The following is a 25906-nucleotide window of genomic DNA, read 5'->3' on the forward strand; positions in this document are numbered from 1 at the left end:
AGATTTATGTCAATCTAATGAGAATTATTAGCAAATATTTAATGAAATTATTTTGCCAGAGACCCAGATCTATGCTAGGATAAGGGTATAATAAATTTAATTCGGTTGAAGCATTGCGCATTCAAGATTTCCTTCTTTAGGGTGGTAGAAGGGGATTTTGGTGCGCTTTTTTTGATGAAAGGAATTTTTAGATGGCAACTTTAGCAATTATTTTAATCAGTACCTTATTAGCAGGACATTTCAGTAAACGGGTGGGCTTACCCGCGGTGATTGGCCAGCTTTTAGTCGGGATTATTCTGGGCCCGGCCTTATTGGGGATTTTACACGAAGACAGTTTTATCCATACTTTTTCAGAAATTGGTGTGGTGCTGTTAATGTTTATTGCCGGATTAGAAAGTGATCTGGCATTATTAAAACGGTATCTCAAACCGAGCGTTGTTGTGGCGGTCTTGGGGGTCGTATTACCAGTCGGCACGATTACGGTCCTTTGTCGATTATTTGAAATTAACGCATTAGAAAGTCTATTTATCGGTGTGATTTTTGCCGCGACTTCGGTTTCGATTTCAGTCGAAGTATTACGGGAATTAAACGTTCTGGAAAGTAAGGAAGGGACGATTATTTTAGGTGCCGCCGTGGTGGATGATTTATTAGCGGTGATTATTTTAAGTGTCCTAACGAGCTTATTTGGCAATCAATTAGCCACTTCTAGTAGTGGCCATTTAAGTTTAGGCATTAGTTTTGCCTTACAGTTTGCATTCTTCATTGTTGTGTATTTCAGCGTTAAATGGTTGGTGCCCGGTATTATGCACCTCAGCCAACGCTTGTTGGTGCCGTATTCAAACGCAATCGTCTCGTTAACGATTTGTTTCCTATTTGTTTGGTTAGCAGAAGCCGTTGATTTGAGCACCGTCGTTGGGGCCTTTTTTGCCGGAATTGCGATTTCACAGACACCTTATAAGGCAGAAATCAATCGGCATATTGAACCAATTGGCTACACCGTCTTTATTCCGGTTTTCTTTGTCAGTATTGGGTTATCGATGACGTTTAACGATTTAAACCGCCATTTAGTCTTCATTATATTGTTGACGATATTAGCAGTTGTCACTAAATTAATTGGTGGTAGCTTGGGAGCCCGCAGATTTGGGGTCTCAAAAGCTGGGGCTAAAACGATTGGTGCGGCGATGGTTTCCCGCGGTGAAATGGCGCTCATTATTGCTCAAATCGGTTATGCAGCGAAGTTGATTAGTGAGACCTACTATTCAGCCATTATTTTTGTCATTATACTAACGACGATTGTGGCGCCGTTAATTTTGAAGAGCGCGATTAAAAAGCAACAGTCTGTTGCGTTAATTGATAGTCAAAAGGGTTAACCGAAAGTCCTTGTGAATGATAGAGCAATAAGATATAATCACCTTGTAAAAACGTTTACATTAAGGGGTGTTTATGATGAAAGCAGCAGTTGTGAATCAGAATCATACGGTTGATGTGATTGATCAGGAACTAAGACCACTTAAGGCGAACGAAGCCTTGGTGAAAATGGAATATTGTGGTGTCTGCCATACCGATTTACATGTTAAAAATGGCGATTTTGGTGATGTTCCGGGACGCGTATTAGGCCATGAAGGTGTTGGGCTTGTCAGTCAAATTGGTGCAGATGTGACGTCGTTAAAGATTGGCGACCGGGTAAGTGTTGCCTGGTTCTATGAAGGATGCGGCCATTGTGACTATTGTGTTAACGGCCAAGAAACTTTTTGTCGGCAAGCTCAGAATGCGGGGTACACAGTTGATGGGGCGATGGCTGAAGAATGTATTGTCGTTGCGGATTATGCGGTTAAAGTGCCAGCTGGTTTGGAACCAATGGCGGCGAGCAGTATCACCTGTGCGGGCGTGACAACCTATAAAGCCATTAAAGTCTCTGCCGTTCGCCCAGGTCAATGGCTAGTGATTTTTGGGATGGGTGGTTTAGGTAATCTAGCCCTGCAATACGCCAAAAATGTCTTCAACGCTAAAGTGATTGCGGTTGATATTAATGATGAAAAATTAGCGTTGGCCCAAAAATTGGGAGCCGATATCACGATTAACGGCCGCCAAGAAGCCGTCGTTGAACGGATTCAAGCCGTGACGGGTGATGGTGCTACTGCTGCCGTGATTACGGCTGTTTCTAAAGTGGCCTTCAACCAAGCTGTTGATGCGGTTCGAGCAACTGGGAAAGTCGTAGCTGTCGGATTACCGGTTGAAACGATGGATTTATCAATTCCAAGATTAGTGTTGGATGGGATTGAGGTGGTTGGTTCATTGGTTGGCACACGCGTTGATCTGGCAGAGGCTTTTGCCTTTGCAGCTGAAGGCGCGGTGATCCCGATTGTTCAGCGCCGGCCTTTGAGTGCGATTAATCAAATTTTAACTGAAATGGCTGAAGGAACGATTAGCGGCCGTATGGTGATCGACTTTTCAATGGGGTAACGTCGATAGCGCATTCGTTGAGAAACGGGATAGTTAATTAATGAATTAATAAAGGGTGTGCACTATTAAATAATAGGCAATTATTATAAAATATTTCTAATTATAATTATAAGTAAAATGTTGACTTGTGAAGTTGAACACGATATACTTTATTCACGGTCAAAAATTAATTAACGAGGTATGTAATCATGACAATTGTTGTAGGTGATTTAGTTCGCTGTCAGTCCAATGAATTGATGACGGAATCTTACATTGGTAAGGTCATCGCTAAGTGGGATCATTCAGTGCATGTGCTCATATTGCATTATGCGCCGAATGATCGACACGTTGTTCATGAATTGATGCAGCGGATTATTGTGCATCGACGGCAATTAAGTAATATCTCGTTAACTAAATTGACTTGTTAAGATTAATTCATTCCTCCCCCCTAGTGACAGCCGTTAACCTCCCCCGGTGACGGCTGTTTTTGTGTGCGCTAAAATTGGATTCGGTTTCAAATCAAGTGGTGTCAAGAATAATGAAAATGTCATCAATTTTTTTAAACGAGTTCTAGGACAATTGAAACAAGTTATGCTAAACTAATGAAGGATTATGTGAGCGGTGGGGACCAGTAAAGTTAGGTTATCCTAAAATCAAAGTCATTGAATCCTAATAGTTGTACGACTCAATCGAAGAGAAAGAGGTGCTTTTATGGATAAGAAGCAGCGAGAGAATTCACAACAAAGTGAAGTCGATCAAGAAAAGCATGAGAAATTTATTCATTATGCTGATGGTAGTAGTCTGGAAGAAATCAACAATACCGTTGCCATTCCAAAGAACGCGGGTTTTTGGAAGACCTTAATGGCTTTCATGGGACCAGGGGCGTTAGTGGCAGTTGGTTACATGGATCCTGGTAATTGGATTACGTCAATTGCCGGTGGTGCTCAGTACGCGTATACGTTGATTAGTGTTATTTTAGTATCAAACTTAATTGCTATGTTGCTCCAAGCAATGGCAGCCCGGCTCGGAATTGTGACGGGCATGGATCTAGCCCAAATGACGCGGGCTAAAACCGGTAAGAAAATGGGGATTTTCTTATGGATTGTCACCGAATTAGCCATCATGGCTACCGATATTGCCGAGATCATTGGTTCGGCAATCGCGTTAGAACTGATTTTCAATATCCCGCTATTATGGGGCGTTCTCATTACCGCATTTGATGTATTATTGCTATTATTATTGATGAAACTTGGTTTCCGTAAAATTGAAGCCATTGTGGCGACTTTAGTGGCCGTTATTCTATTCGTCTTTTTATATGAAGTGATTCTAGCACAACCTAATATGGTCGACGTGGCAAAAGGCTTTATCCCAAATCCTAAAATTGTCACGGATCGTAAGATGTTATTCTTAGCATTAGGGATCGTCGGGGCAACGGTTATGCCGCATAACTTGTATTTACATTCATCAATTGCCCAAGCACGGCAATACGACCGCGATGATGTTGCTGAAAAACGTAAAGCAATCAAGTTTACGGTCATTGATTCTAATATTCAATTATCGATTGCATTCATCGTTAACTGTTTACTATTAATCTTAGGGGCCGCAATGTTCTTCGGGACTAATAGTGAGTTAGGACGCTTTGTTGATTTATTCAACGCCTTACAAAACAAAGAAATTGTCGGCAGTATTGCCAGTCCGATGTTGAGTTTATTATTTGCGATTGCCTTATTAGCTTCTGGGCAAAACTCGACGATCACCGGGACGCTTTCAGGACAGATTGTCATGGAAGGGTTCGTCCGCATGAAGATTCCATTGTGGGCAAGACGAGTGATTACGCGGGGATTATCAATTCTACCTGTTATCATCTTTACGGTTTATTATCACGGTGATGAAGCCCAAGTCGAAAACCTATTGATTTATTCACAAGTTTTCCTCAGTGTGGCGTTACCGGTATCTATGATTCCATTGACGATGTTTACCAGTGATGAAAAAATCATGGGACCATTTGTCAATCGACCATGGGTCAAATATACCGCGTGGTTTGTAACGGTTGTGCTAACCCTCTTAAATATCTATCTGATTTTACAAACAATTAGCTTAGTAGCCTAAATTAAAAAGCGATTTATGCCACGTTTAATGCGGCATGAATCGCTTTTTTTGTGTCCTTTACAGACGACTAATTAGCTCGTATACTGACATTATAGAGATTGATAAAAAGTGAGCAAATAAAATGCGATTGATTTCACCATTTTGATTCAAAATGACTGGAGGAAAAGACAATGTTGACATCAAAATTATTTATTCAGAATTTACAAGCAGGTGTTAAGCCGGCAACTGGGTGTACGGAACCAATCGCAGTCGCTTTTGCGGCCGCTAATTGTAGGGTTCATTTGGACGAAGGCGAGATTGAAAAGATTGAAGTCTTGGTTTCATCAAACGTGATGAAAAATGCGATGGCCGTGATGGTGCCAGGCATTGGCGAACCAGGTTTGCAGATTGCGGCTGCCACCGGCGCGTTAGCGGGTGATGCGACTGCCGGGCTAGATGTGATTGCCAACATTGCAACTGATAAAATTCCGTTGATTAAAACGTTAGCGTATTCGGGGAAAGTGACTGCTAAAATTGCACCAGTCGAAGATGATTTGTATGTCGAAGTTGGGATTCAGACCGCGACAAGTGACGTTCGGGTTTACATCGCGGGGAGTCATACGAATATTTATCGGCTTGAAAAAGATGGCCAACGGGTGATTGATCATGAACGACCAGCGAGTCATGCTGTTTCTGATTTGAAAAATGGGATGCAACAAGTTACATTCCAGCAAGTTTGGGACTTTGCAATGCAGGCGCCGCTCGAATCAATTGCTTTCATGCAAGAAGCCGACATATTGAATATGACGTTAGCCGAAGCAGGCTTAGCCAATGATTATGGGTTGAAACTAGGCCAATCATTACTTAAGAATGCGGCTAATCCCTTAGGACAAGGACCAGCTGATTTGCAAGATAATATTATGGCGTATACCGCAGCAGCCAGTGACGCACGCATGGGCGGGGCACCATTACCGGCGATGTCGAATTCTGGTTCTGGGAACCAGGGCATCACGGCGACTGTCCCGGTCAGTGTGGTTGCTCGACACGTAGAAGCAACGGATGAACAATTGATTCGGGCCCAAACGTTATCACATCTTACGGCGATTTACGTCCACGCCTTTTTACCCGTTTTATCCGCTTTTTGTGCCACCGATTCAGCGGGGATGGGCGCGGCTGCTGGGATTTGCTACCTGTTAGGTCATGATTACGATACCGCTTGTATGGCGATTAAGAATATGGCTGGCGATGCGCCTGGTATGATTTGCGATGGGGCTGGTTGTTCCTGCGCGATGAAAGTGGCGACGTCAACGAGTTCAATGTATCGATCGGTTAATCTGGCAATTCAAGGTATTGTGATTCCAGCCACCAATGGTTTGGTTTGTGAATCGATTGATGATACGATTCACGGGATTGGTATTCTGGGTACTAAAGGCTTGAAGGCTGCTGATCCAGCGGTGTTAGAAGTAATGATGGCTAAATAATGATGAACGATTTAATCCGCAGATTGGTGGATTAAATCGTTTTTTATTGAGTAGCAATAGAGAATGATTTCGTTTCCAAATAATTTAATTGACGAATCTAGGGTCAATCCATGTTAATATTGTATTAAATGGGTAATAAGTAGGGAGAGCTAATAATGAATGCTAAAGAAAAAATGCAAGCTTTAATCGATCAAAAAAAGGGTGGCGGCAAGTCCAAACAAACGAACGTCGCTAAAAATGATCGTAAGAATATGCGTAAAGGCCCCAAGATATTTAACCGCTAAACTAGCGTCCAATCATGACACCTTCTAACTAATATTGGAAGGTTTTTTTAATCGTTTTAAATAACCATTGCTCGTCACGTGACGTCATGGGTTATGGTTTGAATAAGGAGGTGATATTCTATGACGATTTATACCACGGGAGAACTAGCCAAGTTGTGCGGTGTCTCCGTTCGGACGGTTCAATATTACGATGGTGTCCAGTTATTAAAACCACATCAGTTGTCTGAGAACGGGCGCCGTCTCTATTCTGAAACTGAAGTCCAAATATTACGGATGATTCTCGGTTATAAGCAGTTAGGTTTTTCACTGAAAGATATTCAACAAATTATGGCGAGCCAACAACGGCGAACGTTATTGACGATGTTGTTAAAACAACAGACGCAAATCATTGCGGAACGGGAACAAGTCTTACGACGGCAAAAAGCGTCCGTTAATTTCTTATTGACTGACTTAACCGAGAATGGCGAAATTTCCCGGGAAATAAACGTGATCGACATAGAAAATGCAATGGCTAAAAAAACGCAGTTGCAGAAGTTACACGGTAAGATGTTTGCTTGGGGCTTTTTAATGGACGTGATTGAAATTGGTCTATTGGTATTAGGATTTACGAAAGGTATCTGGTGGCCGGTCTGGCTAGGAATTCCAATCGTGATTGGATTAGGAATCTATGTGTCGAAATTGTACTATGATGGGATAGAATATGTCTGTCCGGCATGCCAAACCCAGTTTAAGCCACGGCTGCGAACGATGTTCTTTGCCCGCCATAATACGAAAGCGCGGGTCTTGACCTGTCCGCATTGTCAGCAAAAGAATTATTGCTTGGAAGTTAGTAGTAAATAGTATTTGTGGTTCTTTTTAATGAGCGAGCATGATATGCTATTGCTAATTAAGTACGCAACGGGGGTTGTCATGATGATTAGTGATATGCAGATGTTAGTTTCAAAAAAGATTAAAGAAATTGAAGCTCGAGAAAACGTTGAAGTTATGATGGCTGTTGAATCGGGTAGCCGGGCGTGGGACTTCGCATCGCCAGATAGTGATTACGATATTCGCTTTATTTACGTTCGGTCTGCAACGGATTATTTGAAATTAGAAGCACAACGCGACGTGATCGAATGGCAATTAGATGAAACACTAGATATCAGTGGTTGGGATTTACAAAAAGCGTTGAAACTATTGTATCGTTCTAATCCAACACTGTTTGAATGGGCAAGTTCACCAATTGTTTACTATCAATCACCTAAGTTTGAACAGTTTAAAGCAATTTTGCCACAATATTTTTCAAAGAAGAAAAGCTTGTATCACTATTGGCACATGGCTAATACGAATCAACGAGAATTTTTAAATGTTGAATTAAAACAAGTCAAAATTAAAAAATACTTCTATGTCCTTCGCGCGATTTTAGCGAGTCAATGGATTTTAGAAGAGGGGACTAATCCGCCAATGCGATTCGCTGAACTGGTGGCGGCTAAGTTACCGCAGGAATTACAACCTGCTGTTGCTAAATTATTGGCACAAAAGGTTGATGTTCCAGAATTAAAACGGGTCGCGCGCGTCCCAGAATTAGATGAATATATTGCCAGTCATATCAGCCAAATGGAACAGCAAGCGCAAATGATGAACGAGTTACAACAGAATGCTTGGGAACCATTAGATACGCTTTTTATGTCATTAATTAAATGAAAACAGGGCAGTGACATAAGTCGTCGTATTCTGATATTAGACGAATATTTTTTTGACGCGCGCCAGAACTCATCAATTTCCGTTCAAATCAAAAAATCCGATTATCCCTAAATTCAGGATAATCGGATTTTTCAACTTGATACTCAATTGATAACCAAGTTCTGTCACAGCTTGTTTTTTTATAGTTCGATTTGTAAGAAACGACAATCAGTTTGCGCGGAGAAACCGTGTAAGGTACCGGCTGGGATCGTGATTAAATCCCCAGTTTGTGCGGTGATTGGTTGCGATTTTTGGGTAATCACTAGACAGCCGTCTAGAATCGTAATTAGTTTAGTCTGCTCGCTAGTTTCATTGCTGATTGTTTCGGCTTGAGCAAAAGCGTAGAGCGTTGTTGGTTGTTCGATTGCCAGGCGTGAATTGAGGCTGCGACTGGTGATTTGTTGGTCGTGATAGTGAACCAGCTCGTTTAAATGTAGTTGGGTCATCATGCGTTGACCTCAGGTTTAACCACAACTAATAACATTTGGAAACCGTCTTCGGCGTACAAACTGTGCGGAATATTGGCCGGCATCACAATCGTTTCGCCTGCGCGGACGATTGAAACTTGGTCGTTAATCGTGATTTTAGCGATACCGGATAAGATGTTGACCATCGCGTCACCAGTGGCCGTGTGCCGACCGATTTCTTGCCCGGTTGCGACTGAGAAAAGGGTCATGCCCAAATCTGGCCGTTGGACCAACGTTTTACTGAGCATCTGTTCTTCTTCCAAAGGGACTTCTTCGCGGAGATTGAGGACTTTCCCAGGCGTTAATTTTTGAATGTAAGACATCTCATCATTTCCTTTGAGTTATTTGGTACTGCAAACGGCGATGTAGCAAAGGTCTTTACCGGTTTTGGTGAAGAAGTGGTGCATTTGTTTAAACATTTGGCGGTTGGCGGGTTGCAATCCGCGCGAGATAATCTTGATGGTGTTGAACAAGCCTTCATCTTTAAGCATCCCTTTGGCCGACATCAACGTCATTTTACCGGTTGTCCGGGTGACATTTTTGAAACCAATCCCGCTAAATAAAGCCGTCCAAGTATCAACTTGGAGTGGTTCAACGTTGACGTTAATCGTGTGGCGCAAGGTATCTAAGACGGCCGTCACAGCTGGATCTTGAAAAGCAACGTCGTGCGTTAATAAGTGGCCACCGGGTTTGAGCACCCGGTAATATTCTTGCAATGCTTTTTCTTTGGCCCCTTGATTGAGCATCGTCAACATGGCTTCATTAATGACGATGTCGAAAGTATTATCGGCAAAAGGCAGTTTAAGCGCATTGGCCTGTTGTAAATGGACGTAATCCGTCACCCCGGCGCGTTCGATATTCTGTTGCGCTTTGGCAAGGGCCTTAGGGTCAAGATCAACGCCAGTAATTTGAGCGTGATATTGCGTAGCGAGTTCAATCGAAGTGGTGCCCATATTGCAGGCGACTTCGAGAATTTGAGTTTCTGAGGTTAATTGACCTTGGGCCATTAGCCAGTTGGTGGCGGTAATACCACCCGGTCGTAATCGTTTCTTACCTAAACGGGCTAAGAAATGGTGGCCGACTTCTTTTTGAGGCATAGTAAGCACTCCTTTTTTAATTGAGAATCATTCTCATTTATTTTAAGGAATTTTAAGCTGGAAGTCAATGTGAGTAAGCGTACTTGTTAAATTGATAACAAAAAAAGGTCGTGGCATAAGTCTTATTATTCAGAAATAAACGCATATTCTTTTTTGACGCGCGCCAGAACTCATCAATTTCCGTTAAAATCAAAAAATCCGATTATCCCTAAATTCAGGATAATCGGATTTTTCAACTTGATACTCAATTGATAACGTGCCAACACCCACTGATTCCTGTGCTTAGCGACGTTTCGTAAACAAGCCCATAAACCGGATTTATTCGCGAAACTAGGCTAATGCTCAGAATCAAACCGTGTGTGTTAGCACTCAATTGATAACCGAGTTCTGTCACAGCTTGTTTTTAAGAAAATTATTCAAAAGATTGATCCGGGGGTGCGAGGTGTTTGACCGCTTTTTCAACCAAATAATTTAACGTTTCGGTTTCTGTCGGGGTTAAACCGGTTTGAGCGTAGTCACTGCCGGCCATTGCGATTTTTTTAATCGCTGGGTAGACGGTCTTTGCGTGTTCGGTTGGGTAGAGTAACCGTTGGCGCTTATCATTGGGATCAATCACCATTTCAATCCAATCATTTTTAATCAGATAATTGACGGCTTTAGTGACAATGCTTTGTTGTCGGAAAAGTTGGTGTAAGAGTTGTTTCTGGGAGATACCGGGTTGATCACAAATGAATAAAACGTAATAGAAATTACTTTCGCTCAGATTATACGGGCGTAATTCACGATTGAGATATTCACGAATCATACGATTATAAATTGAAATCATTTTTTCCAGTTGATTAACCATTGGCTTACCTCATGCTTTTTTAGGTGAACGCAAGTAGGTGATTGCGATTAACATTAATAATACCGTACAAATCACAGTTAGCCAAATCGCTAAATGGAAACCAGTCACAAATTGAGCAGGAATCGTTGTGATTAAGATCATCAAAGTTGTAAAAGCGGAACCGGTAATTTGACGCAAGGTATTACTGATGGCGGTGCCGTGGCTAATTTCAGCGGGTGCTAATTCGGATAAGGCCTCCGTAACGGCAGTTGGAATGATCGTTGAAACACCGATGAGTCGAATGATGTAGGCAATAATTACGATCCAAATGTTGGTTTGTTTGGTTAGGAAAACTAAGGGGATTGATGAAATCAGTAATAGTACGACACCAATTGTAATCGGTACTTTGGGACCATGTTGGTCATAATAACGACCGACGATTGGGGCACAAATCGTGTTCGCGATGGCGCCGGGTAGTAAGACCAAACCGGCGATTAGGCTAGAATAATGATTGACGTTTTCGAGGAAAATCGGCAAGAGTGCTTCAGTCCCGATTAGAATCCCGAAAATCAACATCACGATTAATGTCATTTTAGTGAAGCTGGCTTTTTTAAAGAGCCGTAGATTAAGGAGCGGTGTCGTTAAGGTTAATTGACGGTGGACAAAATAGAAAGTGACTAGGATGCCGAAAATTAATAGGATGGCTGCACCTAATACGTTACTTGAGAATAATGAAATACTCCCGAGAATTGAGCCTAAACCGATAATCGAACTCATAACGGATGGCATATCGATTTTAACGGCCTTTGGTTCAGAGAAATTAGGCAAGAAACAAATCCCTAAAATCAATAAGAGGGCGATAATTGGGCTGACGATGTAAAAGAGCGCCTTCCATGAGAAAAATTGCATGACGAGTCCTGAGAAACTAGGCCCAATTGCGGGGCCAGCAGAAATTACGAGCGCTACCATGCCAAGGACCGCTCCCCGTTTTTCAACCGGGTATAAGGAAATCAAACTGATTTGGACAAAGGTCATCAGAATCCCACCAGCAACGGCTTGGAGTAAGCGGGCAGCCAATAAAATGTAAAAATTATTGGTTAAAGGTCCGACTAAACTACCAAATAGGAGCAGTCCCACGACACCGATAAAGATTTGACGACTCGAATATTTATCGATTAAATTCGCCGATAGTGGGGTAATCAAACCGATGACCAGAATGTAACCGGAAGTCAGCCATTGGGCCAAGTTTAGTGAGATGTGGAAGTTATCCGTAATGATGGGGAGCGCGGTAATCATCGCCGTTTGGTTCAATAAGGCGAGAAAGGCGGTGGTTAAGAGAATGACGCTAATTAAGTTTCTTCTACTGTTTGTCAAAAATAAAAACCTCTTCTTCAAAAATTTAATAGATTCAAGTGAATGTTTCTATTTTAAATGCATTTGAATGTAATTGCAAGGGTTAATTTTCTGAAAACGGTTAATGTGAATAAAAGATTTGTTTTGGCTAATTTGTTATAATCGAAACAATTGAATTGTAGGGGTGGTATCAATGAAAATTAACCAAGAACGAATTTATGCAGTATTACTAGGCGGCTTTGTTGGTGATGCACTAGGTGTCCCAGTTGAGTTTTTAAAACGTGCAACGTTAAAAAAACAACCTGTTAATCGGATGATTGGTCTTGGCACACATTTAATGCCAGCTGGATCATGGTCTGATGATACGTCGATGACGCTTTGTTTAATGGCAAATTTACAAGCTGATGGTAATTTGGATGATTTAATGCAACGGTTTGTTGATTGGTATCAATCAGGTGAATATACACCGTTTGGGGAATACTTTGACATTGGGATTGGGACAACGACGGCATTACAACGTTATTTAAACGGTATACCACCGTTAGAGTGTGGTGGCACAACAGTCAATGACAATGGCAACGGGGCAATTATGCGGTTGTCGCCACTAGTTTTTGAGAATTTGGACGTTCAACAGATTGGAAAACGAATTCAAAAAATAACCGCTTATACGCGAGTGACCCACAACCATCCCCGAGCAATTGTTGGGGCAATCATTTATGTCGAATTATTGAGAGCCATTTTACTTGGCGAAGACTGTCAGAAAGGATTAGTGCATATTCAACAACAATTGCAACAGAATTTAGCGAAACAATATAAATCGGAATTAGGCCATTATCAGCGGTTATTTCAACCCGATTTTATTCAGTTGCGTGTGGCTGAAATTAACAGTTCAGGGTATGTCGTTGATACATTAGAGGCAGCAATTTGGTGTGTGCTGACGAATGCGACTTATCGAGATACGGTGTTAGCAGCCGTTAATCTAGGTGAGGATACAGATACGGTTGCCATGGTAGCTGGGACGTTAGCGGGTGCACTATACGGGATGGCAGAAATTCCTGATGAATGGCGACAAACTTTGCAAAATCAAAGTTTACTCCGGTGTAATTTAGTGGGATTTAGTGATTATTATCAAAAATGAGTTTGCTACTCTAATCTAACAAACAATACCGGCATAAATTTGTCTTAAAATAAGCGTTGAACGATCGATATTTTTCTATTTTTAAAGTAATTTGGTTATAATAAGGCTATCAATCAGGGGGTGTTTGCATGGCAATTGAACAAGTGATTCAGACGTTGATGCGGTATGAAGAAACGTTAGCCGAACTCGGTAAGCTACAGTTTCGTGCGCATTTGGCCGTGCCATTGATGAATGACCAAACCCAAGAATCGGCATTATTGAAACGGAACAATCGGTTGCGATTCCAATATCAACAATTGCGCCAACAACGCACGCAATTATTAACGCAGATCACCGGCGATGTTTACGTCCGGGCAAAAAGCCAACGCTTAAAGATCATCAATCAAGAGACGCCAGCGAACCAAGCTAAAACTGCTACACCACAGACGCAAAGTGAACAGCTACAAGATTTATTGGTGGCGTTACAAAATGAGAAATTGGATGAAAGTAATGCCGTGGTGAATCAAATTTTGGCCTATTTACTTCAGCAGGCACCGCTTGCGTTTAAAAATGCGTTTAAGCCACGTGTCGCCCCAGTGACTGAATTAATGGCGAGTCGTCAATTTAAATTAGATTTAATGATGCTTAATTATTTAGATATTTATTTTACGGAAGATGAATTAAAACGTTACGTGATATTTCTAATCTACCGTTATACACAACAGACGGTGGACGGGGTTATTTTTTACAATGCGCGGACAGTATTGCCGAATGCGGAAGCGGTTGGTTTTTCAGCGGTTGCTTATCGGTTTATTTTAAACGGTCAAGGACAATGCTTTATCTCGTATAAAGGGACTGAAGGCAGTATGGAAAATCCGCAAGTGCCATCATTCCGGCAACGATTTGATACCTATGTTCGTGAGAATTATCAGGATTGGAAATATAACATTGATGCGATGTTGATTGGTCATCCACATAATGACGAACAATTGCAACTAGCTCGCCGTTTTACGCGGTATCTGGTTCGACGGATGGCTAAGATTGATCCGGCGACTAAAATTTATGCGTTAGGCCATTCATTGGGCGGCCATTTTGTTCAAACGTTACAACTGTTGGACCGGCCATTCGATGCAGGTTACACGTTGAATGCCGCACCAATTCAGTTGAAACAAATTAAACATTATCGTCCCGATTTATTCGATGAACAAACTTGGCGGCAACTTTTTGAATTAACGAAAGCGGACACGCAAAGCCCAGCAATCGCCCAAGAGATGCGCCAGTTAGTTGGCCCGTTTGATGAAATTCAAAATGATTGGTTCGTTAAGGATTTAACCCGGATTTACTTTGGTTTTCCGTACACTTTTTACATTGGTACGGCGCAATATTTAACCACTAAAAACTGGGATTACCCGTTCATCGCGGACATCACACCGTATTTAGATCCGACAGATTTGGCGTTTTACAGTCAATTCTGGGGGAATCTAATTCACCATCTAAAACGGGTTGAAAATAGTAACGGTTCGATTATGTTGGCGGGACTGTTAACGTATGGGTTGCAGGCGTTACGGGATGCCTATAACGCGATTAAAACACCGGAAGCCAAGGCCATTTTTAACGATTTTGCCCGTTATCTCTGTGATGCTCATATTTTTAATGATTCGCCAGTTGTGGTTCAAGCTCATTTCGAGAAAGAATTATCGAAACCGCGGACAGCGCTGGAAGTTTTGAAGGGTGAATGGCCGTTCTTAAGTAGTGTTAATAACGAGATGGTTGAAACTGTGATTTATTGTCATACGATTAGTGGCGCGCGGTATTTTAAATAGAGATTGGCAGTTTTGATTTGAATTAGTGTAGCTGATTCAGATTAAAACTGTTTTTTTTGTTGTCTAGAAAGTTAATGCCGTAAAAGAGTTTATTTATGTATCAGTTTCTGTTAATATAGGGGTGTAATAATTAATTGCATGCTTTATTAATGGATGCAATTAATTAGGGGGAAACATTATATATTTTTCAAGTCGCAGAAAGCGTTTTATAGTATGGGAGGAGATCTAATATGTTAAAGAAAATTGGTCGGCTATTAGGCGTACTAGTAGTACTATTACAAGTTTTTATCAGTCCAGTTTCCGCTTTTGCACAAAGTGTTCCGAGTGGAAGCAAAACATTTCAGCCAATTGGTGCTAGCAATGGGAAATGGAATGATGGTATTGAATTAGGTGGTTCATATCTACATGTTGATAATGCTGGGATTATTACGGGGTTTGCTGAAGATAAACAAGGAAATCCATGGAATGGTCAAAAATTTAAGAATATGACGGATAATATAATTGCTTATTGTCTAAACTTTAATCAAGCAAGTCCGAACGGTGCTTCACAACCGTTGGATGATTTGACAGCTACTCAGAAAAAAGAATTAAGTAATTTGTTAAAATTAGGTTATGTTGAAAATGGCACACAAGTGTATAAGGGCCAAGGGGTCACAACCCTAAGTAATGTTGATGCCTTTACCACGACCCAATGGATGGTGCACACGATTGTTCCTACTTGGGATATGAGCCAATTTACAATTACCAATCCACAATTAGCAGCGGGTGTTGCTAATTTAACGAATTGGGTTAAGGAAGATTTATCAATTCAATTAGCCAAAGTCGGTTCAATGACTGATGCTAACGGTGTTTATAGTCAAAAATATACGTTAACGGCCCCTCATGATTTAGCCGGTAATGCAACAGTCACATTGAACAAAAATATCGAAGGCGCTAAGATTATTTCACCGACGGGAACTGCTGATATTAGTGCAACCCAAGGTGTTAAGGTGAATGTTGGTGATCAATTTACGATTACTGTGCCTAACACAACGCCAAGCGATGCCATTGAAATCGTGGCTAAAGGTGGCACAACGTCATTCTCATTTATGAAATACGATCGGCCAGCTGCTAATCAACAACAAGCATTAGTAGTTGGGGATGAATATATCAGTGATGACGAAACAGCTCAATCTGATATGAAGTGGTCAACGGTTACCCCAGAAATTGGGACAACTGCCACTGATAAAGCAGACGGTGACAAAACGGTAGACGCTGACCAACAAGTGACGATTAACGATGCCGTTAAATATACCAATTTAATTCCTGGTAAAGAATACACCGTTAACGGGACATTAATGGATAAAGCCACTAACCAACCATTGTTAGCTGATGGTAAGGAAGTGATGGGTTCAACAACCTTCACACCAACGGCCGCTACTGGCACAGTTAACGTTGAATTCACGTTTAACGCCAGTGCATTAAAAGGTAAAACAGTCGTTGTTTATGAAAAAGCGACTCAAGCTGGTAAAGAAGTTGCGGTCCACGAAGATATTAACGATGAAGGTCAAACGGTCACGATTAATAATCCAAACATTGGGACAACGGCAACGGATAAAGCCGATGGTGATAAATTAGTTGATCCAGACACTAAAACAACGATCAACGATGCTGTTAAATATACCAATTTAATTCCTGGTAAAGAATACACCGTTAACGGGACATTAATGGATAAAGCCACTAACCAACCATTGTTAGCTGATGGCAAAGAAGTGACGGGTTCAACAACGTTTACCCCAACCAAAGCTGACGGTACAGTTAACGTCGAATTCACGTTTAACGCGAGTGCTTTAAAAGGTAAAACAGTCGTTGTTTACGAAAAGGCGACTCAAGCTGGTAAAGAAGTTGCGGTTCATGAAGATATTAACGATGAAGGTCAAACGGTCACGATTAATAATCCGAAGATTGGGACAACCGCAACGGATAAAGCCGATGGCGACAAATTAGTTGATCCAGACACTAAAACAACGATCAACGACGCTGTTAAATATACTGGGTTAACACCAGGTAAAGAATATACAGTTAGTGGCGTTTTAATGGATAAGGCGACCAACAAACCATTATTAGCCGATGGTAAGGAAGTAACGGGTTCAACAACGTTTACCCCAACCAAAGCTGATGGTACAGTTAACGTCGAATTCACCTTCAACGCGAGTGCTCTAAAAGGTAAAACAGTCGTTGTTTACGAAAAGGAGACGCAAGCTGGTAAAGAAGTTGCGGTCCATGAAGATATTAACGATGAAGGCCAAACGGTCACGATTAATAATCCGAAGATTGGGACAACTGCAACGGATAAAGCCGATGGCGACAAATTAGTTGACCCAGAAGCTAAAACAACGATTAACGATGCCGTTAAATACACGGATTTAACACCGGGTAAGGAATATACGGTTAGTGGTGTTTTAATGGATAAGGCGACCAACAAACCATTATTAGCCGATGGCAAAGAAGTGACGGGTTCAACAACCTTCACACCAACTGCAGCAACTGGCACGGTTAATGTGACATTTACCTTTAACGCCAGTGCATTAAAAGGTAAAACAGTCGTTGCATTTGAAAAATTAATGCAAAATGGTAAAGAAGTGACTGTTCACGAAGATATTAATGATGAAGGCCAAACGGTCACGATTAATAATCCAAAAATTGGCACAACCGCAACTGATAAAGCCGATGGCGACAAAGTTATCAACCCAGATCAAAAAGTCACCATCAATGATGCCGTTAAATATACGGATTTAACACCGGGTAAAAAATATACGGTTAGCGGTGTTCTGATGGACAAGGACACCAGCAAACCATTGTTAGTCGATGGTAAAGAAGTGACGGGTTCAACAACCTTTATCCCAACTAAAGCTGCTGGGACGGTTAACGTGATGTTCACATTTGATGCCAGTGCGTTAGCAGGTAAAACGCTTGTAGCGTTTGAAAAATTAACGCAAAATGGCAAAGAAGTTGCGGTGCATGAAGATATTAATGATACAGCGCAAACAATCACCGTTAGAAAACCGAATGTACCAAACGTACCGAACACACCAAATACGCCAAATCCACCGAAGACGCCAAGTTATCCACAAACTTCGGGGACGGTGGGGTCAATCATGACTTGGATCGTCTTATTAGGTGCGTTATCAGCAGGATTATGGTACTATCTTGTTGATAAGAAACGGACGAGTAACCGTTAATCATTATTTGGGGTAGCTGTTGAACATTCAGTTATCAGATGAATATCCAACAAAGCGACCCATAATCCCCAATTAGGATTGTGGGTCGTTTTAATTTAGACAGAAATTAAGGTCGTTATATGAAAAAAATAATAAAACGATTACCGGTGATTTGGTTAATTGTGGGTCTATTGGGATTAACGTTAGTCTTTTTCGGCTATCAGAATTTGATCAGATCCGGTAACAATATGGAGACGTTACAACATCCGATTGAATCAGAACAAACGCGTCAACAGATTGAGACTAAGCAAAGCGCTAACTACGATGCTGCTCAGATTAAACCTGTGACGACGACCGAATACGCTAAGGCCCAGCTTGATTATCGAACCTTGGTTAATCAAAGTGGAATCGGTGCATTGTATATACCAACCGCAGCTGTTCAGACTAAAATATTGGCGGGGATGGCTAATGATAATTTAATCGTTGCCGTGGGGACTTATCGAAAGAATCAGCAATTAGGTCGTGATAATTATGTGGTGTTGGCGCATAATCTGGTGCAAGGCGGTGGTCCGCTGGCACAGTTAAATCAAGCTAAGGTTGCAGATATAATTTACGCGACCGATTTTGTTAACGTCTATGAATACCGAGTCAGTATTCATAAAATCGAAAATCAAGTGAACGGTGAATTGTTGCAAGAACCCGTTCAGGGTGAATCAGCTAAAATAACGTTATTTAGATGCGAAGGCGCCTTAAATACGCCTAATCGAATGGTCGTCCAGGGTGAATTTGTTAAAAAATATCCCGCAAAGCAGGCGGCAACTACGATTAAAAAAGGGTTGGGGTTAGTGAGTGCCACCCAACAAACGACACAAACTAAGCCTCAAACGGCCGCCGATAAAAAGCAGGTATCTCAGCCACAATCCGAAGTTGTTGAACAATTTAGCCAACCTCAATCGATTCAGAAGACGGTGCGCGACAAGACGGTGCAGATTTTTGCCGTTGCCCATGAGTTTTCTTACCTGTTAGCAATCGGATACTTAATCATTCTAGTTGGATTGATTAAAATCAAAAATAAATTGAACGAATAGGAGACGACCACGATGTTGATTCGGACCATTGAACCGCAAGATACTTTGAACGTTACGGCTTTAATTCAGACGGCTTTCACAGCGAGCGAACACGGCTATGGCGGTGAGGCAGAGTTAGTCAATGAATTGCGTAAAGATGCCACCTACCAAGCCACTTTAGAAGTGGTCGCTGTTGATCAGCAGACGATTGTGGGCCACGGGTTATTGAGTGAGATTCAAATTGGCAAGTATCGCGGATTAGCCCTTGCGCCCTTAGCGGTTCTATCGACCCAGCAACGTCAAGGGATTGGTGGGCAAATTATTCAAGCCTTAGAAACACGCGCACAACAAGCTGGTTATCGGTTAATCAGTATCCTAGGAGACCCACAGTATTACAGTCGTTTGGGATATGAACCAGCAAACGATTATCAAATTACCGCACCGTTTGAAGTGCCAGCTGACGCGTATCTCATTAAAGCGCTAGTGCCGGATGGATTAAACGCCGTGCATGGGATGGTCAGTTATCGACCCGCTTTTGGGATTGAATAGTGATAGTAAAGCAAGCTGTGACAGAACTCGGTTATCAATTGAGTATCAAGTTGGAAAATCGCCTATCTCGAAACTAAGGATAGACGATTTTTTGATTTGACCGGAAATTGATGAGTTCTGACGCGCGTCGAGGAAGAATGTTCACTTAATATCAGAATACTAAAACCTATGTCACAGTCTCTTTTTTGTAGAACACCTGATTAATTTAGCCTATTAAGCGTCTGCAACTAATGGTAAAATTAGAGATAGTAAATGTAATTCAGGTGGTGGAGGGGAAATTTATGTATTGCGAACAGTGTGGGACTAAAAATGAAAGTGGTTCAGCTTTTTGTATTAATTGTGGGGCCAAACTGATACAAGCGACTAGTGTGCCAATTGAACCAGAACCGGTTAAGTCGGCTGAAGAGACCAAACAGTTATGTCCAGTTTGTCAGGTTGCGTATGCGCCCGGCAGTCAATTTTGTGAAAATTGTGGGCATGCGCTCGGCCAGCCAAGTGGACAAGTAGCAAAAGCCACTCAAGCGGCGGAACCGATTAGTCGCCAAACGTTAAAACAACAAGCCCCTGCGCAGCACAAGCGACTTTGGTGGCTGGTTGGTGGTATAGCTGTCATCGGTGTGGCGGTTGGCGCTGGTTTATATCTGAATCAACCGGCTAGTCAATCAGTGAAGCAACCAACCAGTACGAGTTCTAAAAAAACAACCTCGGCTTTTAAGCAATCGGTTAATGCGGCTGAAGCGGCGTTGGCACAAGATGATTACGATACGGCATTAGAAGCTTACAATCAAGCTTGGACAACGGGGACTCAGACGCAACAGCAAAGTATTAAAGCGAAACGTTCAGGGTTACAAGTGCTTAAGGATAGTCAAGCCTTGGCAGATCAGTCAGATTATCAAGGGGTTATTGATAAGATTGAGGATAGCGGGTTATTGACTAAAAAGGGCAACGTTGCTTATCAACCCCTTCAGAAATTATATAAAACAGCTAAAGCGCAAGTGACGTCTGAAAAACCATTATGGGGGATGAGCCAATCATCTGAACTATCAAGTTTCATGGATTCTTGGGGATCAACGATGCACCAAAGTTATCAAGAATACACTGATGTTGATAGTGTTGATATGTACGGAACGCAATTACCCGCCGCGTTATTATCGGGTGATCTCAAAACTGAAGTTGACGGTCAAATTGTTCAAATCAATTGGTCAGATGACGGGACTTCTGAGAGTGGTTATCAGATTGTTGCAGCCTATTCAGATGCTAATACGGCCGACTATGGCGCTAAACATTTTTATCTGTTTGCCATTGATAATGGTCAGCCGAAGGTGTTGATTACGATGCAAAATCAGGGTAATAATAATCATTCGATTGAATTCAAAGAAACTGAGAATCAAACGCTTAAAAATCGTTTTGCTGAAATTGTTAATGATTCAACAGATTAGGGGTTAGATAATGACATTACAACGCAAATATGGTGTGGGGCTATTGTTGTGCGTGGCAGTCGTGTTGCTCGGTGGTGGTTATTATTATCAACGAACCCAACCGACAGCGGTGCAAAAGCCGAGTCAACGAACTGTTAAAAAAAGCCGCGCTAAAGTCACGCATCAAAAAGCCACTCAAAAAAGTAGCGTCATAGCACCGGTACGTAAGACGGCAAGTGAACCGTTGACCTTTGATAGTCAACAACTCACTGCCAATGCTGGACAAGTGGGGTATGGCATTTATTATTTGAAGAATCAACGGGCGAGCTATTCGAACCAAAATCAGCCATTGATTGCTGCTAGCGTGATTAAGATTTTTATTATGGGTTATTTGTATCAACAGATGGCGCAAAAACAGTTAGCGGCGGATCAAGTCGTGGGGGATTCGACCGTGACAACGTTAATAACGGCGATGATTCAATACAGCGATAATAACGCCACGAACCAGTTAATTGATTACGTTGGGATGCCCAAAATTAATCAGTATTTACAAGAACAAGGTTATCAACAAACCAAACTTGAACGCCGGATGTTGGATAATGCGGCCCGTGCACAAGGTCTAGAGAACGTGACGTCGGTTACGGATACGTTGAATTTTTTAAAACAGTTGTATCAAGATCAAACGCGGTATCCAGCCAATCAAATGTTGGCGATTTTGAAGGGGCAACAAGTGAGGACTAAGATTCCCAGTCAGTTGCCGGCCGGAACCGTGGTCGCGAATAAAACGGGTGAGTTAGCGGATGTTGAAAACGACATTGGGATTGTCTATCGAACGGATAATCCGTACATCATCGTGGTGTTAACGAATCAGGTTAGTAATACGAGTGCTGAACGACAAGCAATTGGTCAGTTAAGTTTAGCGGCTTTTCAAATGGAAAATACGGAGGAATAGAAAATGAAATATTGTCCGAATTGTGGTCAAGAAGTTAAGGAAGGGGCTAAATTTTGCCCTAAATGTGGTTCTGATTTAAGTCAAGTGACGCTCAAACAAGAAACAACGACTAATCAAACTGAATCGCAAAAGACTGAATTCAAAGCAAGCGAACCGGTTGAATTGATTCTGGAACAAGCTGAAGGCTTAAATATGACCCGTGCTGAAATGAAGAATGAAGCGCAACGCAAGCTTTCGGGTCGTTATGGTGAATGGTTTAAGAGTATTTTATGGGCAATTGTCGGGATTATTATCAGTTCGCTACTAGTTATTGTTGCGTCTGGCCAAATGTCAGCAGGATTTGTGAAAATTGCGCTGTATCGGTTATACGGTGGAACGGATAGTCAATTTGGTACGGGTCTATTGATCTTCTTCTGGCTGATTATTCTAATTGCTGCAATCATTGCGCTATTTTTAATTGGGTGTTTATTGAATGCGGTCATGCAATGGTGCGCTATCTTTACACTAAAAGGCCAACGCGCGGATGGCTTGAAGGTTTTCAATTACTTCGTTAAGGCACAAAAAAATCGCGTCCTAAAAGCGAATATTTTGATCAGTCTTTATCAATTTTTCTGGTCACTGCTATTTATCATTCCAGGAATCGTTAAGCAAGCTTCGTACGCAATGACTAATTTAATCCTTGAAAAAAATCCGGAATTATCTGCGAGTGAAGCAATCAATCAAAGTCGTAAGATGATGCACGGTTACAAGTTAGAATTTCTAATTTTGCAATATTCATTCTTCTTTTGGCGAATCGTGGCGGGTGTAACTTACGGGTTAGCTGATTTCTACGTGTTGCCTTATCAAAATGTGACTCAAATGGCCTTCTTAGAGGTCCTTTATCAAAAATATCAAGACTAATGTAAGTGCTGGTTCAAGCGTCTAAACCTTGAGCATAACAATAGAAGGGTAATTATGGTGAACTGGACATGATTACCCTTCTGTCGTTAGGCGGAGAGGTTTGCTTGAGGAAGCACGTTAAAAATTGAAGTGCGTTGAGTTGCGGGGAGCAACCGAGCATTAACTGAAAATCACCGGTTATCTTGAACTTAAGATAATTGGTGATTTTGTAGTTAACCGGAAAAGGCTACTTGAGAAGCACGTTATGATCTGAGTGCTGACTCAGCCGATTAACTTCTGAGTATAGCCTAGAATTGTGAGTGATGGCGCGCGTTAAAAAAAGCCAGTTAATGTCAATACATTGGAATTGATGTTGCAGACTTTTTTTGATGAAATTGTGGTAGGATTAATAAAACAAAAGTTTATAGAACGCGAGGCTTCTAGTGATGGATATTTATTTAAAACAAGCAATCTTACAGGTGGTTGATCGGGATGTCGGGAGTCCAGTGTTTTCGCAACAAACATTGGATTTAACCAGCGACATCACGCGGGATTATCTGACGAACAAGGTTAAGAAATTATCCTCTGCTCAAAGTAAAACGGGAATCATCAAAGAAGAGGCTAGTTTGTTACAATTGATTACCCTACTTGAAACGGACTTTATCAATGTCAGTCAACAGTTGGTTGAAAAGTGGTACGCGATTTATCAAATGAGCGATGATGCACCGAGTGCTGACGTTTTTGTCGTCTTGTATGAACAGGATGCGCAACCTTATTTGGCCTTTTTAAAAGTGAATTACCACCAAGCCTATACCCACTATGTCGATGCTGAATCTGGTCAGTTGGTCAATCAGCTAATTATTCACCAATCAATCCTCTCTAGCAAAACCCAAAAGGCGGATGAAGGCTTTTCGATTAATTTAGCGAGTCGCCAATTTGAGTTGATTGAGAAGCAATACTTGTTTTCGGGTGAGAAGCAATTTTACTTATCCCAACAGTTGTTAGAAGTAGAACCCGCCCCTTCATTGGAAGAAAATGTCCGGGTCGTTAAAAAGGCCGCTGAAAAAATTGGTAAACGATTCGAAGTCGCTAAACACGATGTCGTCGCTAACGTCAAAGAAGCGATTTACGCAACAATTGAAGCCGATGGCGAATTAGATACGGCAGTAGTTGCGGAAAAAATCTTTAAAAACAATGTTTCGGCCCAAACTGAATTTAAAGCCGAGATGACGGATAAAGCACCGGCCGTTAGTGTCCCCGTCTCACCAGCGGTTCAAGAAATTGCGGTTAAAAAATACGGTAAACAGAAGTTGAAATTATCAAACGGCATCGAATTAATCGTGCCAATCGAAGTCTATCAAAATCCGGACCTCTTCGAATTTATCAATAACCCCGATGGTACGATGTCAGTCGCCATTAAAAACGTCGAAGAAGTGATTAGTAGATTATAAGAGAGCTGACTGCTGCCGGGAACGATAAAATTAAATACTAAATTGAGGTGAATTAAAGTGAAGCACATTCAAAAAATGTCGACCTATTATAGATATTCGGTACCAATTGCTGGAACGCTAATTTCAATAATATTATTGATGTATTTTATAGGTTATAAAGGCTATTCGGGTTGGAATGTTTTATTGTATTGCTTGCAGCCTTTAATAATTTCAGCGATTGTCGCTATCTATAATTGGATTATTTTTTTTAAAAGGAAAGATAAGAATAAATAGCATCATTTTATCAATGCTTGTTGGGGTTATTTTGATAGCGGACGGTATTCGCGTGTAGTTTTGCTTAAAAGTCATTATAAGATTTATACAGTATTTTTGAATTGATAGACAGCGCTTGCAACCTAAGCAGATCTCACTTATAGTTAAAAGAGAATCTGCACAGGAGGCAATAAGATGATTGAGAAACGCAGTTTAACGGCCAACGATGAAGTGGCCTTTTACGAATTGGCCCAATACGCCTTTAATAAACCGGACAGTCAACAACGCCGAGGCTTTTTTAAACAGTTGTACCAAAATAGTAACGGCTTTGGCATTTTTGCCGATGATGATTTGAAGAGTATGTTGTTAGCAACGCCGTTTAACGTTAATTTTAACGGTCAAACTTTTAAAATGAGTGGGATTGGTTATGTTGCGAGTTATCCTGAATTTTCAGGACAGGGCGGTATTTCAGCGTTAATGACCTTAGCGTTCGACCAAATGCACCAAGACGGGGTGACCTTATCCTACTTAGCACCATTCTCGTATGGTTTCTACCGGCGTTTTGGGTATGAACAAGTTTTTGATCAGACCCATTTTGAAATTCAAACGCAAGATTTGCCACGCTTAAAATTCCCCAAAAGTCCGGGACAAGTCACTCGATATTCAGTGGCGGATGCTAGTGATTTAATCGCTAACTTTCATGAAACGCACCCGTTGAATCAAGTTGGTGGCGTGCAACGACCTGATTGGTGGCGTCAATATCAGGTGATGAAACACCCAGACCAAGAAGTGGCGATTTATACGGATAGCGAAGATCAAGTTGGCGGATACGTAATCTATAATCGTCAGGGTTCGATACTAGTCATTGAAGAATTGATGACGTCGACGGTTGCGAGTCAACAACAACTGGTTAATTTCATTTTTAAACATCAATCGGCCTACACGACGATTCGCTATGAAAGTAGTTTGACGACTGGATTAGCTGACTTGCTCCCAGATCCAACGGTGTTAAAGACGACTGTCGTACCGTATATGATGGCACGAATTGTTGATTTAGCTGATTTCTTGGCGCGTTATCCTTATCAAACGGCTGAATTAGCGACTGTTACCATTGACGTGACCGATGACTTTTTACCGGTTAATAGTGGGTTATGGCAAATCAGCTTGCACGACGGTCAACCAACGATTACCAAATTAGCAACGGGGACGGCTGACATCATCGTAACGATTCAAAACCTAACCAAGGCGTTAATGGGTTATCGGTCATTAACCAGTTTAGCGCAATACGGTCAAATTGAAGGTCAACAAACCGCTATTCAACAATTGGACCAGGCCATTAGCCACGAAAAACCAATGCTGTGGGACTATTTCTAGAGTGTTGACTGAGCTGGTTAGCTTCTGAGTATAGCCTAGAGTAGGAAATTATGACCGAGTTTTG

23 protein-coding genes are annotated in these 25906 nt (G+C 41.6%); 18 read left to right on the top strand and 5 right to left on the bottom strand.

Going from position 1 to position 25906, the window contains the following annotated elements:
* Positions 1–191 precede the first annotated feature (191 nt).
* The 8 genes from LFUMFP_RS01660 (at position 192) to LFUMFP_RS01690 (ending at position 7978) form a co-directional block, all read left to right on the top strand.
* Positions 192–1370, top strand: a complete 1179-nt coding sequence (locus LFUMFP_RS01660; RefSeq protein WP_106482949.1) for a cation:proton antiporter — start codon at positions 192–194, stop codon at positions 1368–1370.
* A 76-nt stretch (positions 1371–1446) separates the two neighbouring features.
* Complete coding sequence (gene adhP, locus LFUMFP_RS01665; protein WP_106482950.1) at positions 1447–2463, top strand: alcohol dehydrogenase AdhP; 1017 nt, start codon at positions 1447–1449, stop codon at positions 2461–2463.
* Between the two features lie 188 nt (positions 2464–2651).
* The gene (locus LFUMFP_RS01670; RefSeq protein ID WP_106482951.1) at positions 2652–2870 is read left to right on the top strand and encodes a hypothetical protein; all 219 of its coding nucleotides are present in this window, start codon (positions 2652–2654) and stop codon (positions 2868–2870) included.
* Between the two features lie 283 nt (positions 2871–3153).
* Positions 3154–4551, top strand: a complete 1398-nt coding sequence (locus tag LFUMFP_RS01675) for an Nramp family divalent metal transporter (RefSeq protein WP_106482952.1) — start codon at positions 3154–3156, stop codon at positions 4549–4551.
* A gap of 170 nt (positions 4552–4721) precedes the next feature.
* Entirely contained in the window at positions 4722–6011 is a 1290-nt protein-coding gene (locus LFUMFP_RS01680; RefSeq protein WP_106482953.1) for an L-cysteine desulfidase family protein, read from the top strand.
* A gap of 155 nt (positions 6012–6166) precedes the next feature.
* On the top strand, positions 6167–6295 hold the full coding sequence (locus LFUMFP_RS10000) for a hypothetical protein (protein ID WP_035438842.1): 129 nt from the start codon (positions 6167–6169) through the stop codon (positions 6293–6295).
* Positions 6296–6415: 120 nt separating this feature from the next.
* Positions 6416–7135: a MerR family transcriptional regulator gene (locus LFUMFP_RS01685; protein ID WP_056950414.1), complete on the top strand. Its 720-nt coding sequence runs from the start codon at positions 6416–6418 to the stop codon at positions 7133–7135.
* A gap of 69 nt (positions 7136–7204) precedes the next feature.
* Positions 7205–7978, top strand: coding sequence for a nucleotidyltransferase domain-containing protein (locus LFUMFP_RS01690; RefSeq protein ID WP_233210612.1), 774 nt, complete (start codon positions 7205–7207; stop codon positions 7976–7978).
* 179 nt (positions 7979–8157) lie between these two features.
* Here LFUMFP_RS01690 and LFUMFP_RS01695 read toward each other — a convergent pair whose 3' ends face one another.
* The 5 genes from LFUMFP_RS01695 to LFUMFP_RS01715 form a co-directional block, all read right to left on the bottom strand.
* A complete protein-coding gene (locus LFUMFP_RS01695; RefSeq protein WP_106482954.1) occupies positions 8158–8466 on the bottom strand; it encodes a cupin domain-containing protein in 309 nt (102 codons plus the stop codon).
* On the bottom strand, positions 8463–8807 hold the full coding sequence (locus LFUMFP_RS01700; RefSeq protein WP_106482955.1) for a cupin domain-containing protein: 345 nt from the start codon (positions 8805–8807) through the stop codon (positions 8463–8465). Before LFUMFP_RS01700 ends, LFUMFP_RS01695 begins: the two co-directional genes overlap by 4 nt.
* A gap of 18 nt (positions 8808–8825) precedes the next feature.
* On the bottom strand, positions 8826–9581 hold the full coding sequence (locus LFUMFP_RS01705; RefSeq protein ID WP_106482956.1) for a class I SAM-dependent methyltransferase: 756 nt from the start codon (positions 9579–9581) through the stop codon (positions 8826–8828).
* A gap of 412 nt (positions 9582–9993) precedes the next feature.
* A complete protein-coding gene (locus LFUMFP_RS01710) occupies positions 9994–10428 on the bottom strand; it encodes a MarR family winged helix-turn-helix transcriptional regulator (RefSeq protein ID WP_106482957.1) in 435 nt (144 codons plus the stop codon).
* 9 nt (positions 10429–10437) lie between these two features.
* Positions 10438–11781: an MFS transporter gene (locus tag LFUMFP_RS01715; protein ID WP_233210613.1), complete on the bottom strand. Its 1344-nt coding sequence runs from the start codon at positions 11779–11781 to the stop codon at positions 10438–10440.
* A gap of 172 nt (positions 11782–11953) precedes the next feature.
* On the opposite strand from LFUMFP_RS01715, the gene LFUMFP_RS01720 reads away from it, so the two are divergent.
* From LFUMFP_RS01720 to LFUMFP_RS01765, 10 genes are all read left to right on the top strand, one after another.
* Positions 11954–12898, top strand: a complete 945-nt coding sequence (locus tag LFUMFP_RS01720) for an ADP-ribosylglycohydrolase family protein (RefSeq protein WP_106482958.1) — start codon at positions 11954–11956, stop codon at positions 12896–12898.
* Positions 12899–13026: 128 nt separating this feature from the next.
* Positions 13027–14700, top strand: coding sequence for a DUF6792 domain-containing protein (locus tag LFUMFP_RS01725; RefSeq protein WP_025082657.1), 1674 nt, complete (start codon positions 13027–13029; stop codon positions 14698–14700).
* A 230-nt stretch (positions 14701–14930) separates the two neighbouring features.
* On the top strand, positions 14931–17921 hold the full coding sequence (locus tag LFUMFP_RS01730) for a VaFE repeat-containing surface-anchored protein (protein ID WP_025082658.1): 2991 nt from the start codon (positions 14931–14933) through the stop codon (positions 17919–17921).
* A gap of 119 nt (positions 17922–18040) precedes the next feature.
* Positions 18041–18988, top strand: coding sequence for a class A sortase (locus tag LFUMFP_RS01735; protein WP_106482959.1), 948 nt, complete (start codon positions 18041–18043; stop codon positions 18986–18988).
* A gap of 12 nt (positions 18989–19000) precedes the next feature.
* A complete protein-coding gene (locus tag LFUMFP_RS01740; RefSeq protein WP_025082660.1) occupies positions 19001–19516 on the top strand; it encodes a GNAT family N-acetyltransferase in 516 nt (171 codons plus the stop codon).
* Between the two features lie 281 nt (positions 19517–19797).
* On the top strand, positions 19798–20955 hold the full coding sequence (locus LFUMFP_RS01745; protein WP_158697716.1) for a DUF4767 domain-containing protein: 1158 nt from the start codon (positions 19798–19800) through the stop codon (positions 20953–20955).
* 10 nt (positions 20956–20965) lie between these two features.
* Positions 20966–21886 carry a serine hydrolase gene (locus tag LFUMFP_RS01750; protein ID WP_025082662.1) on the top strand — a complete coding sequence of 307 codons (921 nt, stop codon included), beginning with the start codon at positions 20966–20968 and terminating at the stop codon, positions 21884–21886.
* Positions 21887–21889: 3 nt separating this feature from the next.
* A complete protein-coding gene (locus LFUMFP_RS01755; RefSeq protein WP_025082663.1) occupies positions 21890–22786 on the top strand; it encodes a DUF975 family protein in 897 nt (298 codons plus the stop codon).
* A gap of 425 nt (positions 22787–23211) precedes the next feature.
* Positions 23212–24216: a nucleoid-associated protein gene (locus LFUMFP_RS01760; RefSeq protein WP_106482961.1), complete on the top strand. Its 1005-nt coding sequence runs from the start codon at positions 23212–23214 to the stop codon at positions 24214–24216.
* Positions 24217–24663: 447 nt separating this feature from the next.
* Entirely contained in the window at positions 24664–25842 is a 1179-nt protein-coding gene (locus tag LFUMFP_RS01765) for a GNAT family N-acetyltransferase (protein ID WP_106482962.1), read from the top strand.
* Positions 25843–25906 lie beyond the last annotated feature (64 nt).

It is taken from the genome of Latilactobacillus fuchuensis (genome assembly GCF_900258455.1).
In the GTDB taxonomy this organism is placed as follows: Bacteria; Bacillota; Bacilli; order Lactobacillales; family Lactobacillaceae; genus Latilactobacillus; species Latilactobacillus fuchuensis.